Genomic DNA, 13,201 nt, shown 5'->3' with positions numbered 1-13,201 from the left:
AAATGTGAATAAATTCCAAATTCTGAATTTCTCCCTCTATCTTCCTCAGTGCCTCTGCGGTTATTTTTCCCAAATCCCATGTTAGAAGGTTCAATCCTACAACAGCTGGAAGCAGCTCATCGCCACACCACCAGGCCAATTCGATTCGGTGTTTACTACAAAAATACCTTAGTTGCCCTGTGCCATGCCCTAGAAGACCATATCTTAACCGATGACGGTACACCCTTAGTCATCACAGCCTTCCAACAAGGTAAATGGTATCTACAAGAAGCTGAACGATATGCAGACATCGCCCGATGTAGTTGCCAAATTGCCATCATGGCAGCTGCTGAATCTGGCTTTGCTGAACATCCTACCAGCCAGCTACCCAATGTAGACTTAGTGGGATTAGATGCAGGCGATCCAGTGGCACAAGAGTGGCACTTAATTATTTTATCGCCTAATTACACAGCAATGGTAATTTGTCAAGAATTATCTGAGGCTGATTATGGTAGTGCTGGGATACCGACATCAGACTTAGAGCGTAAATTCTATGGTTTATGGACATTTGAGCCGGAGTTGGTGCAAGAGACAGCAGAAATTGCGATCGCTCACATTAAAAAATACAACCCAGAATTGGCGGAAAAACTCACAGGCGATAAACAGCAAATTATACCGTCAATAGACAGATCCCAAAATTTAGGTGCAGTTGTCTCCCGTGTAGTAGATTACCTCCAGACTGGACAAGATAATTTATCTATCCCTACAGCGCTTCAGAAACAAACCCTAGATCGCAACTTGGTTTCTAACGAAATCCAAGCCTTTTTGCGAATGGCGCAACTGATGGATATGGCAGATGTCAACAATCCAATGGCAGCGGCGGAAGTAGTCGTACTTGCGGAAGCGATCGCCCAGCTTTTGGATCTTCCCGCATGGCAAATTAAGAGATTGCGGCTAGCAGCTTTGTTACATCGCATAGATCCATTACAAAATGCCGAAAGTGTCCTGACTTCTGGTAGTATACCCACACGCTACCAAGAAGATGCCCCCAGTTGCCCTTTAGTACCAGGGGCGCAAGTATTGCGAACTATGCCACGACTGCGAGCAGTTGCCCAAATTATTACTCACCAAAGTGAGTGGTGGAATGGTTCAGGGGAACCAGCAGGTTTAGCTGGAGATGAAATTCCCCTAGAGTCGAGAATTTTGGCATTATTGGCAGATTTTCAGTGGCGACTCAATCAGCGAAAATCGTCAAATCAAAGCCGGGAACAGATATTTACTCAAGCATTAGATGAGTGCAGACAGCAACAATCTACCCGCTTTGACCCTAAACTTGTAGATACCCTAGCTTTATTAGTTATGGGTTTACAACAGGGACTCGACTTACCCTTGATGACACCCAAATTCAGCGCCGGCATCTGGATACTTGATTCCCAATGGGATAGCCACAGCAAGATCAGTGAAGATATTGGTAGTTACTTTACATGAATATTGAAGCCATTAGATTAGGAAAACTCAAACAACTTCCAGGGGCAAATTTAGAAGACGAGGAACTCTCCCGACTGGATTTAAGCCGCATTAATCTTGCTGGCGCTATCCTTGTCGGCACTAATTTTGCTGGTTCTAAACTCGAAGGCGGACATTTGGAGGGGGCAAATTTGATGGGAGCCAACCTTCAAGAAACTGACTTGCGAGCGAATTTGATGGGAGCGAACCTGATGCAAGCAGATTTAACGGGCGCTGACTTGCGGGGTAGCAATTTGCGTGGTGCTAACTTGATGGGAGCCAGACTCAGTGATGTCTCATTAGTGGGTGCTTTCTTGAGTGGTGCCAATTTGATGAATGTGAATTTGCAAGGCGTTGATTTGCGAGGTGCTGACTTGCGCGGTGCAAACCTGACTGGGGCAAATCTCAAAGGTGCAGATTTGAGTCGCGCCGATTTGCAAGGGGCTTTGTTGAGTGAAGCAAACCTCGAAGAAGCCGATTTGCGGGGGGCGAATTTGGCGGGGGCGAATTTGACGGGAGCGAATTTACTCTGTGCAGAGTTAGAAGGTGCAAATTTGAGCGGCGTTAATTTGAATAAAGCCTGTTTGGTGGGTACAGTTGTGGAGGCTGGGTTTTGAATAGGGGTTAATGAACAGTTAATTTATACAAATTACGATGAATAATGTATTGACAATGTGCTTTTACAGTGAAACATTGTTAGCACATAATAACTACTGCTAACCACTGTTGACTCTGGCGATCGCACAATTTAAGTAAGCATTAATGAGATGAAACGCAAATGAAGCGAGTAGTAAAACTTTGCCCGCATCAGTTTTGGAGTGAAGCTAATCCAGAAATCATTATTGAATGGAACAAATCGACTCGAAGGCCTAGCTCTGAAGCACTTCTGTCTGAAGAGACTCAGGGAGTTCTTCTAATTTTTCTAAAATGACTGGCTGTATTATTGTTTTTTCTCCTTGGCAACTTTTATGAAAAACATCACAGCTATATTTGTTTGAATGTCAAATACATTTTAATACGGTTTGGATAAGCACTTGAACTCAGTATCAGAGCCTTTTAGCAGTCCGTTGCACTAGAATTGTGTTGTGATACCTAACTTCCACAACTCTCTAGAACAACTTGACAGTTTTCAGGATCTATTTTGATGATCTTTGCCTTTAAATGGTCATTAATTTTGAATAATTGGTTTGGATGGTCAACAGATGGATGGAACATTTTTGAGGTCGGCAACAAAGCATATAAATCTCCAATATCAACGAACACACCATAGTTTTTGATGCCGCGTATAATGCCGCTAACAACCTGACCAACCTGCAACTGCTTGAGTCTGACTGAAACAGAGCGATGGAGCAGTACTAGGAAATTATCCTCCTCTCGCACTTTTATAATATTGAGTGGAAGTTCCTCCCCTACTACCAATTCTTCCCTCTGCTTATCAACATAAGTACGAATTGAGCTATATAAACCCTCAATTTTCACTAATGCACCCCTCGAAGTCTTTTTAAGAATTTTTCCATATACTGTTACGTCCTCAGTCTGCAATTGCCGTACCCGTTCCCATGCTTTTCGCATCTCTAGTTGGCGAATTGAAAAAGAAACTGTTGGTGGATGCTCTTGAGAACACAAGAACCACTGAATAGTTGCTGAGACTCCGTTTCCATGAACATCACGAATTTTAGTGTGTACAATCAGGTCTTCTCTACTTATGGGATAACCACATTTTTCCGAAGCCAGATACAATGCCGTCTCATACAAGCGATCGCTATCTTTTAGTGTCTCAGGTGAACAATGCGAGAAGAAAATATTGTGTTCGCCATCGTAATTTCCCACAACCAGAAATTCTCGGATTTCATTTAGTTGCACGGCTTCTTCTGGGGACTGAATATCAGCGAATGATAGCTCTAGGAGTGGAACATAACCTAGTTGATCGGTATAAAAATCAACTAAAACACCTTTAGGCTCCACCTTAATGATTTTTCCAGTGATGATATCGCCGAGTTGAAAGCTCTCTAAACTAAAGCTCATAGCATAGTGGGCTTAAGATAACCCATTATAGAAACAATTTAGTATTTTTAATTCTTTACTGTTCGCCCCCGTATCCCCAAAGCTACTACACTCATCAACAACACCCCCATTACTCCTTGCAGGGGATTACTATTTACACCAGTTACCCAATCAGGAACAAGACCCGAATATTTCACTAATTCCCCAACATTAATAATGTAGTAGCCCCAAACTAAACCACCATGAAAACCAATTGGAAAACCCAAGCGTCCCCTCCGCCAACGCTTACCCCACACTTGCGTTAACCCCAGCAGCACTAAAGCTGGAAATTGCGGCAGTGTATGAATAATTGCTTCCAAGGGTTTAATAAAGTGCAATGTAGCAAAGCCAGTTGCATCTGTCCATAGTGCCACACGCAGACTGTAATCTCGTTGTAACTCATCTAGCAACCAGCCTCGGAATAACAATTCCTCAGCAAATCCAACACCTAAGCCAACAAGTGAACCCTCTAAAATCACTTTCACCAAGAAAACTTTCGGTTGTTGCCACACCAACCAACCCAACAAACTTTCTACCCCAAAAAGTATCAGAATATTAATTATGCCTATAGCCAAGCCACGTATTAAATCCACACCATTTTGTCGCGTGAATTCTAAGCCATAATGCCGCAGAATTTGGGTCTGTTTGTAGACATATTTACCCCACAGTCTCAGGAGCAAAATAAACACTACATATAACAATACCAATGTCAATATACTTTCTAAGTTTGAATCATGCACTAGTAAGTATATTGGTGCAGCTAATGGCAACCATAGCAACAATAAAGTTAAAATAAAACAACCCAGCCTAATAGGGGCAGGGCGTTGAGCTAAACGGACAAGGTTTTTTTTCATACCAATACTAAGTCACCAGCCAATACTCTATATTTCAACTAATGACCAATGACCAATGACTATTCATCAGGTTCAATCGTGCTACTTAAACCGTGACTTATCAATGTTTCGCAATAAAACTCAGCGTGTTCCAGGGCGCAAGTAATGACTAAAGCTAGCCCGTTAGTATGGGCTTCCATCATGATGCTCACAGCCTGGGGTTGCGTAAGACTTGGCACAGTCGCTATTAGTGACTGCACAACATGCTCCATCGAGTTGTAGTCGTCGTTATGGAGCAAAACGCGATACCGAGGCGCGAGCTTGCGGGTTGTGGAAGGCTTTTCAATGGTTTCAACTGACACGGCTCTTTGCTCTTTTCTCGTTACTTCACTACAACAAAGTCTCTGTTTTGCGATCGCTCAACAGTTGTTCACCTATTCTATAGTATTTTTGCTCAGATACTATGCTAGGAAAACCCTTTACTGCCAAGGATTGGTCGTATTAGTCTTGCGTAGCCACTTGTAAGGCAGATGTCTTAGACATGGCTACCGTAACAGTGTTAACCTAATCTTACAGAAGCCTTCCTTAAAGTTAACGCATTTTCACTTTTAAGATTAAGGAAGTTGCAAAATAATCCTTGCCCCTGCCCAAGCTGCATAATGATGGACATCAGCCTAGAATTTCTTCAACCAGGACAAATTGTGTCTTTAAAACATGGCGACAGGAATCTGTATGCAGAAGTCATTCAGTTTGTAGTTTCCCGTCAGTTATGCTGGGTGCGTCCTTTATTAATGGTCACTTTCATTCAAGAATCGCCGCTAATTACCGATTTGCGAGATGCGTCTGACCTGCTTTGGCCTGCCAATTTATTTTGTCCAGCATTAGACACAGAAGTAATTACCTTCTTGAGCCAAGTTTTAGCAAAAGAACCAAAAACTGAATCAAATTCAGCTGCAAAGCAGCAACTAAATCAGTTTATTCACCAACTGTGGCAAGCGTATCAAGAGGGATTGGAGATTGAGGATTGAGGATTGAGGCATTGGGCATTGGGCAAAACAGTTCCGTTAGCGGATAGCTAAGTTTTAGCCCGTGCTGAGTAAAGAAATTAGATTCTCTACTCAGGACTCATTACTCACCGTTACAAAACTTAATTAAGTTAGCGAGTCCGCGTACCCTTACAGGGAAGCAAGCTACGCGCAGCGAGCGTCTCGTAGAGAGCGTCATTACGAATTATTCTAATATCCCAGGCTAGGAACTAACTGAATTCTGCCAGCATCCATCTCTGCCATTAATAATTCGAGGGCTTCGTAATCAACATCAGAAATATAACCAAGTTCTGTAAGTTCTGAGTTGATTTCATTTTCTATCTCAGGGGTGAGTTTTTTTATGTCAAGAGCTTTTTCTACCAATTTACGAATAGCGTACTGAGTTCTCATAAGTAATAACCAAACTGTAATATGATACTAATCATTTCAGATTAGCCTAAGTATGAAGAGTGCTCCAAATACTAACTTACTAGTGATATATATCACAGTTTAATTAGTTCGATAAATAATTCGCTTTGGCTTTGCCGTATGCCATCAGCAACGCTAAAGTGAAAGATTTAACCTAACGTTAAGACTTGGCTAAATTAGCTTTAGTTATAGACTAAGCAAGATTTATCAGCATAGTTACTGATGATTTGTCTGCTCTATGACCGTCTATAGTTGATTGTTTTTGAACTGAGATAAAAAAAAAGTATATATAAACACATTTTGAACTGGAATTATAACAATCTTTAAATAGAGATACGAAAGCAATAAAGATTCAGCAAAGAGAGGTAAGACGTATGGTCGATGCAACAAAATAGAGTTTATGTTCAAATAATCCTTAGCTTGACGCTTCAAAATTCTTAATAGGATGTAACTATGCAGGCAGTGCTTAACTATCCCAAGATTGCAGTTATTCGCCCCCAAGGGTCTTTGAATGCTGCAAACGCCTTGGAATTTGAACGAGATATGACCACCGCGTTGGCACAAAATGGTATTTCCATCTTGGTAGTAGACCTCGCAGCAGTAGAATCCTTAGACAGCGCAGGGTTGATGGCATTGTTATCTACACACAAACTGGCTCTTACTTTAGGAAGAAGTTGCCGACTTTGCGCCGTAGCTCGACCAATTAGAATTATTTTTGAACTGACGCAACTTGATAAGGTGTTTGAAATCTTAGACGGTGAAGCTGCATTTAGCCAAACAGAACTTTGATGTAAAAGTACAAAGCTTAGGACAAGAAGTAGACTTTAATGTAAAGGAATTGTAAGTTGCAACGACAAACTCTGTTAGAAGTCCTAATTCAATGCTAAGGTTAGCTTTGGATAGCTGTAATTAAGGTAGCTAGAAGATAGCACAGTGGTTGTTGCAGTTGAAAAATTAATAACATCGGGTATTTCCAAACCAGCTCGTTACCTGGGTAACGAGCTATTAGCAATACACAAAGCTTGGGATACGACAGCAATACATTGGGTTTTAACCTACCCAGAAGTATATGAAGTCGGTGCATCTAACTTAGGGCACATTATCCTCTATAACATTTTGAATGCCCAACCGCGTCAATTGTGCGATCGCGCCTACCTCCCAGGACAAGACCTGGCAGCCAAACTACGCGAAACTAATACGCCATTGTTTGCGGTAGAGTCAAAGCGATCGCTAACAGAATTCGACATTTTAGGCTTTAGCCTCAGTTACGAACTGGGTGCAACTAATATCCTCGAAATGTTGGATTTGGCTGGAATTCCCTTGACGTGGCGAGAGAGGCAGGGGGGTAGGGGAGAATTTAGTGATACCCAGTCTTCCTATCCGCTGATTTTCGCTGGTGGGCAAACAGCGACATCGAATCCTGAGCCTTATGCTGACTTCTTCGACTTTTTCGCCCTTGGAGATGGAGAAGAACTGCTGCCAGAAATTGGTTTAGTCTTGGAAGAAGGCAAGCAAGCAGGATTAAGTCGGGAACACCTGTTACTTGACTTGGCACAGATACCAGGTGTATATGTGCCTCAGTTTTACGACATGGCAGAAGATGGCTCAGTTCATCCTCATCGCCCAGATGTCCCAAAACGAATTTTGCGACGGGTTGCAACTCCCATACCAGCATATTCCATTGGGTTAGTTCCTTATGTAGAAACAGTTCATGACCGCTTAACTATTGAGATTAGGCGTGGTTGCACTCGTGGCTGTCGCTTCTGTCAACCAGGAATGCTAACTAGACCAGCACGGGATGTAGAACCCGATCGGGTGGTAGAAGCAATTGAACAGGGTATGCGGGCAACTGGTTACAATGAGTTTTCCCTTTTATCTCTGAGTTGTTCTGATTATTTGTCTCTACCAGCAGTGGGGATGGAAATCAAAAATCGTTTAAAAAATGAAAATATTTCTCTGACTCTACCAAGCCAACGGGTAGACAGATTTGATGAGAATATTGCCAACATCCTTGGAGGTACGCGCCAAGGTGGACTGACTTTTGCTCCTGAGGCTGGTACTCAGCGGATGCGAGATATTGTAAATAAAGGGTTGACGAATGAAGAATTATTGCGGGGGGTGAAAACCGCTTGGGAGCAAGGCTGGGATAAAATAAAGTTGTATTTTATGATTGGCTTGCCGGGTGAGACGGATGCCGACGTTGTAGGCATTGCCGAAACAGTAAGCTGGCTACAGCAAGAATGTCGAGGCAAAGGCAGAAAACCCTTAAACTTTAACCTGACAATCTCCAACTTTACACCTAAGCCCCATACACCGTTCCAGTGGCACTCAGTTTCTACTGCTGAATTTAAGCGAAAACAAAACTTATTGCGGCAAGAATTCCGCCGAGTCAAGGCAGTGAAGGTAAATTTTACCGATGTCCGCATTTCGGCAATGGAAGATTTTGTGGGACGAGGCGACCGCAATTTGAGCAAAGTAGTCCGCCGAGCCTGGGAATTGGGTGCTGGTATGGATTCCTGGTATGAAAATTTAGATCGAGCTTTTAGCGCTTGGGAGATTGCGATCGCCCAAGCCGATTTAGATTGGAAATACCGCCAAGTAGAAAATGGCGAATGGAATTTGTTTCACCCAGAAGCGCCCAAGGGCAGAGAAAATGGAGAAAATACCCAACTCCTAACTTCTAACTCCTCACTTCTTACTCCTCACTCCCTCGATATTCCCCTTCCTTGGGATCATATCGATACCGGGATTGACAAAAAGTGGCTCCAAGAAGACTTGCAACGCGCCTTAGAAGCTGCGATCGTACCCGACTGCTCCTTTGAAGGTTGTTCTCATTGTGGCGTCTGTGGCACTGATTTTGGGCATAACGTGGTGATTGAATCACCTGCTATCCCAAAATTTGCTGGCGAATTTGTCCCCAACACAACTAAGGCGCAAAGACTGCGAGTTTGGTTTGGGAAACAAGGTAATATGGCTTTGATGAGCCATCTTGATTTAATCCGTCTATTTGACCGAGTTGTGCGGCGAGCAGGCTTACCAATTGCTTTTACTGGCGGGTTTCACCCAATGCCACGGATTTCTCTCGCAACTGCTTTGGCTCTAGGGGCTACTAGCAGCGGTGAAATTGCAGATTTTGAGTTAACTGTGCCAGTGGAAGTTGATACTTTCCGAGAAAAGTTGGCTTGTGAAATGCCCACAGACATACCGATATATAATGTGGAGCAGATAGATTTAAAAGCTAGTGCCGCTACCCAACTGCTAGAGTCCGCAGAGTATCTGATTACTGTAGCAGCACTTCAAGAAACAACACCCATACAATGGCAAAACTGGATTGATATAATCAAAGCAAAAGAGGAATTTTGGTACGAGCAAACAACTAAATCAGGCAAGAGCCAGTTAATAAATCTGCGCGATCGCTTGTTTGAACTGGAATTAGTAGAAAACTACAATTGCATTGCAGAATCTATGTCATCTGTAATCCGTTATCTAGGTAGCTATCGCCAGGACGGTCTGCTATTGCGTCCCGAACAAATTCTGTTTATGCTAGAAGCAGTGGCGAATGTAGAATTTCAACTCCTGCACATCCACCGCAATCGGCTAATTTTAGGGGTATAATCCCTGTAAGGCAACTTGCTAGTAGTTGTCCTGACATGGCAGGTAATATGAATTGATTTTTAGCAAGGTTGCGTTAGAATAGGGTGAAGAGAAATTTTCTGGCGCTGCATTGAATTAGCTGGTTCACTACCCTGGTATTCAGGGGGCGAAAGCAAAGATATTAGAGTGCAACTTCTAGGATTTTATTCTAGACAAACAAAAAGCAGATTAAAGAATGCACACTCTCTCTATAGCTACCTTGTGAATCAGTAACTAACAGCAGACTCAGTTAGCTTCTCTAAATTCATGCTTTTTAAACAACTGCTGAATGTCTAATCCATGTAGTGCCCAAGAGCTAGTGCATTACTTTTTTAGAGTTAAAGCAACTGCTGTCGGCTATGCCGACTTGTAGACTTTCACAGACGCGCAAAGCGCGGCTTGTCTTAGGCTAGAGCAGCTCAAGGCAGGGTAGCAACTGGCGCTGGTGACTGTAACCCTAATATAAATCCGGGGAATGGAAAATAGAAATAGTTTCTTTTTCTTAACGAATTCAGTAAGTTATCAATGAAACATCTTGAGTTCAAATGCTCGCTCAGGATTTAAAACTTTCAACTCAGAACTCTCAAGATTTGAGGGTATTGCATTACAGATCAACTACGGACGGTTGATTTAATTGCTTAAACGATATGCAGCAGTTCTGGAATAATCAGCCGTGGAAACGCTCTTAAGAGCGCCAATAGCTATTTAACTTAGAAACTCAGATTTGCGATTTTTATTACCAGTAGCGCCTTTTGAGGGTTGTGAGGGCAGCAAAAGTATAATATCAAACCGAGAAAACACTAATAATTAAAACTGACGCCCAGACGCGGGGAGTTTTGAATTAGAAGTAATTAACCGGACTTGATACAACAAACCTCAAACCTATAAGTGCTGCCAATTTTTGAGGAAATTGAATGCCGAAACAAATTATCATCGCGGAGCAGCACCAAATTGCTGCGGTTTTTTCTGAAGATCAAATCCAGGAACTCGTTGTTGCTACAGGTCATCATCAAATAGGTGATATCTACTTAGGAGTAGTAGAAAACGTATTACCTGGGATAGATGCGGCTTTTGTCAATATTGGCGATCCAGAGCGTAACGGTTTTATTCACGTCACCGACTTAGGGCCATTGAAGCTGAAGCGTACCGCAGCAGCAATTACAGAACTACTTGCACCACAGCAGAAAGTTTTGGTGCAAGTAATGAAAGAGCCAACGGGGACAAAAGGGCCCAGGCTCACGGGTAATATAACTTTACCTGGACGGTACGTAGTACTGATGCCTTATGGTAGGGGCGTAAATTTATCCCGACGGATTAAAAGTGAAAGTGAACGCAACCGCTTGCGAGCATTAGCAATTTTGGTCAAACCGGCGGGAATGGGCTTGCTCGTGCGTACAGAAGCCGAAGGCAAACCCGAAGAAGCGATTATGGAAGATTTGGAGTTGCTGCAAAAGCAATGGGAAGCCATTCAGCAGGAAGCCCATTCTACCCGCGCTCCAGCGCTGCTCAACCGAGACGATGACTTTATCCAGCGCGTATTGCGAGATATGTACGGCGCGGATGTCAATCGGATTGTCGTAGATTCCAGTACTGGTTTGAAGCGCGTCAAACAGTACTTGCAGAATTGGAGTGGCGGTCAAACACCGCAGGGATTGTTGATTGACCATCATCGCGATCGCTCCCCAATTTTAGAATACTTCCGCATCACTGCTGCGATTCGAGAAGCTCTCAAACCAAGAGTAGACCTACCTTCTGGCGGTTACATTATCATTGAGCCGACAGAGGCATTAACCGTAATCGATGTTAACTCAGGTTCCTTCACGCGATCGGCAACAGCTAGAGAAACAGTTTTGTGGACAAACTGCGAAGCTGCAACAGAAATTGCTCGCCAGTTGCGTCTGCGGAATATAGCGGGGGTGATCGTCGTTGATTTTATCGATATGGAATCGCGACGCGACCAACTACAAGTTCTCGAACACTTTAATAAAGCACTCAAAGCAGACAAAGCTCGTCCCCAGATTGCCCAACTCACCGAACTAGGTTTAGTAGAACTGACCCGCAAACGTCAGGGTCAAAATATTTACGAATTATTTGGTGAAACTTGTCCTACTTGTGGCGGTTTAGGACATACTGTGCGTCTCCCTGGAGAAATCGAAAACCGATTGCCGATACCAGCAGATACACCAGAGCGCGAGCGTTTTGTATCCTTACCTCACCGAGAACCACGTCAGCCATCTGCCCGCACTCCAGAACCACGAGAAACCTACGATGGATTTGGGGAAACATTTGACGGCGACTCAGAATTGAGCAACCTAAATCTGATCAATCATCCTAGTTATCAAGAACTTAATGATAAACGTCGTACCCGGACTCGCCGCAGTCGAATTGGTGTCAATGGGTTAAACGGGAAAGATGAAGCTCGGGTTATTCCCAATCCCTTGGCTTTTGTCAACGAGCCAGATTTAGACCTGGATGTGGAACCAGAACTAGGAGTTGCACCAGAGATCCCATCCCCTACCCTTGGTAAACCGGGTTGGAGTGAAAGAGTCGAGCGTACTAAAATTATCAAGGCAGAACCAGTTAAGCCAGTGGTAGAACCACCGGAGATTAGAACTGTAGAAATGAGCCTCCAAGAACAGGATATATTTGCCTTGATGGGGATATCTCCCTTGGTGAAGTTAGAGCAAGAGGTTAAAAATACCAAGTCTGTAATTATTAATGTAATTCAGCCTGGTCAATTGCCAACGACCCCAATTGAATCAACCTCAGAATCAACTATTGTCCAAAAAGCAACACCTGAAATAACCACTATTGTCCAAAAAGCAACACCTGAAATAATCACTATTGCTCAAAAGGCAACACCTGAAATAACTGCAAGCAAAATACCGACACCAAAAGTTATTGAGCCAGAACCAAAATCTTTAATCGAAGAGACAACTGAAGCATCATTGACTGCGAATCCTTCGGGACGTTTATCTGCCAAAGCTGCCAAAGCCGACGAGATCGCAGATGAAAACGAAGCCAATAGCAGCGCTACTGCCAGCCGTCGCCGTCGCCGTCGTTCCTCAGCGATCGAGGATAATTAATTTGCTTTATGGTAGAAACATCGCCCACGCCTTTGGAACAATCCACTTGGCTAGAGTTTTCTACCTTGTCAGGGATTGCAGGGTTGGTTGCAGGTGTGGATGAAGTAGGGCGAGGTGCTTTATTTGGCCCTGTGGTAGCGGCAGCAGTGATCCTACCAGATCATGCTTTGCCAATACTGATAGCAGCTAAAATCAAAGACAGTAAAAAGTTGTCTAGTTCTCGGAGGACTCAGCTAGCACAACAAATTTGTGAGCTAGCTGTAGACTGGAAAATTGGATTTGCTTCCACTGCCGAAATTGACAAAATAAATATTTTGCAAGCAACGCTGTTAGCAATGAAGCGGGCTGTGCTGAAGTTAAAGGTACAGCCTGCAATTTGCTTGATTGATGGAAATCAGTCAATCAAAGATTTGCTAATGCCGCAACAAACAATAGTTAAAGGAGACGAGCGATCGCTCGCTATTGCCTCTGCTAGTATTGTTGCTAAGGTTTGGCGTGATGAACTGGTAATGCGTCTAGCATTAAAATACCCTATGTACAATCTAGAAAGTAACAAGGGTTATGGTAGCCAGCGGCATTTGCTGGCTTTGCAACAATATGGGCCCTCGCCCCTACATCGTCAGTCTTTTCGTCCTTGCCAAATCAAACACCTGAGTGTTGAGTGATT

The 13,201-nt window shown here is 43.3% G+C and carries 11 protein-coding genes; 7 read left to right on the top strand and 4 right to left on the bottom strand.

Annotated elements, in window-relative coordinates; genetic code table 11:
• Positions 1 to 78: 78 nt before the first annotated feature.
• Both HWQ39_RS30330 and HWQ39_RS30325 read left to right on the top strand, forming a co-directional pair.
• Complete coding sequence (locus HWQ39_RS30330) at positions 79 to 1,467, top strand: DICT sensory domain-containing protein (protein ID WP_292853628.1); 1,389 nt, start codon at positions 79 to 81, stop codon at positions 1,465 to 1,467.
• A complete protein-coding gene (locus HWQ39_RS30325; RefSeq protein ID WP_292853626.1) occupies positions 1,464 to 2,102 on the top strand; it encodes a pentapeptide repeat-containing protein in 639 nt (212 codons plus the stop codon). The genes HWQ39_RS30330 and HWQ39_RS30325 overlap by 4 nt, the downstream gene beginning before the upstream one ends.
• A gap of 475 nt (positions 2,103 to 2,577) precedes the next feature.
• On the opposite strand, the gene HWQ39_RS30320 is transcribed toward HWQ39_RS30325, so the two are convergent.
• From HWQ39_RS30320 to clpS, 3 genes are read right to left on the bottom strand one after another with little or no spacing between them, the layout of a single operon-like run.
• Positions 2,578 to 3,510 (bottom strand): S1 RNA-binding domain-containing protein, encoded by a 933-nt coding sequence (locus HWQ39_RS30320; protein WP_292853624.1) that lies wholly within the window; start codon positions 3,508 to 3,510, stop codon positions 2,578 to 2,580.
• A 47-nt stretch (positions 3,511 to 3,557) separates the two neighbouring features.
• On the bottom strand, positions 3,558 to 4,382 hold the full coding sequence (locus HWQ39_RS30315) for a type II CAAX endopeptidase family protein (protein WP_292853622.1): 825 nt from the start codon (positions 4,380 to 4,382) through the stop codon (positions 3,558 to 3,560).
• Positions 4,383 to 4,441: 59 nt separating this feature from the next.
• Positions 4,442 to 4,723, bottom strand: coding sequence for an ATP-dependent Clp protease adapter ClpS (clpS, locus tag HWQ39_RS30310; protein WP_104907504.1), 282 nt, complete (start codon positions 4,721 to 4,723; stop codon positions 4,442 to 4,444).
• A 300-nt stretch (positions 4,724 to 5,023) separates the two neighbouring features.
• On the opposite strand from clpS, the gene HWQ39_RS30305 reads away from it, so the two are divergent.
• Complete coding sequence (locus tag HWQ39_RS30305; protein ID WP_292853757.1) at positions 5,024 to 5,389, top strand: hypothetical protein; 366 nt, start codon at positions 5,024 to 5,026, stop codon at positions 5,387 to 5,389.
• Between the two features lie 207 nt (positions 5,390 to 5,596).
• Here the strand turns inward: HWQ39_RS30305 and HWQ39_RS30300 are convergent, their stop codons facing one another.
• Entirely contained in the window at positions 5,597 to 5,797 is a 201-nt protein-coding gene (locus HWQ39_RS30300) for a hypothetical protein (RefSeq protein ID WP_179067590.1), read from the bottom strand.
• 471 nt (positions 5,798 to 6,268) lie between these two features.
• On the opposite strand from HWQ39_RS30300, the gene HWQ39_RS30295 reads away from it, so the two are divergent.
• The 4 genes from HWQ39_RS30295 to HWQ39_RS30280 all read left to right on the top strand — a co-directional run bounded on the left by HWQ39_RS30295 (position 6,269) and on the right by HWQ39_RS30280 (position 13,199).
• Positions 6,269 to 6,604, top strand: a complete 336-nt coding sequence (locus HWQ39_RS30295) for an STAS domain-containing protein (RefSeq protein WP_292853619.1) — start codon at positions 6,269 to 6,271, stop codon at positions 6,602 to 6,604.
• Between the two features lie 144 nt (positions 6,605 to 6,748).
• Positions 6,749 to 9,430: a TIGR03960 family B12-binding radical SAM protein gene (locus HWQ39_RS30290; RefSeq protein ID WP_292853617.1), complete on the top strand. Its 2,682-nt coding sequence runs from the start codon at positions 6,749 to 6,751 to the stop codon at positions 9,428 to 9,430.
• A 932-nt stretch (positions 9,431 to 10,362) separates the two neighbouring features.
• Entirely contained in the window at positions 10,363 to 12,534 is a 2,172-nt protein-coding gene (locus HWQ39_RS30285) for an Rne/Rng family ribonuclease (RefSeq protein ID WP_292853615.1), read from the top strand.
• An 8-nt stretch (positions 12,535 to 12,542) separates the two neighbouring features.
• The gene (locus HWQ39_RS30280) at positions 12,543 to 13,199 is read left to right on the top strand and encodes a ribonuclease HII (protein ID WP_292853613.1); all 657 of its coding nucleotides are present in this window, start codon (positions 12,543 to 12,545) and stop codon (positions 13,197 to 13,199) included.
• The last annotated feature ends 2 nt before the right edge of the window (positions 13,200 to 13,201 follow it).

Source organism: Nostoc sp. NMS8, from assembly GCF_017115045.1.
Lineage (GTDB): Bacteria > Cyanobacteriota > Cyanobacteriia > Cyanobacteriales > Nostocaceae > Nostoc.
Note: the sequence above shows the minus strand (reverse complement) of the source record. Positions and strands in the feature narration are given on the sequence as shown.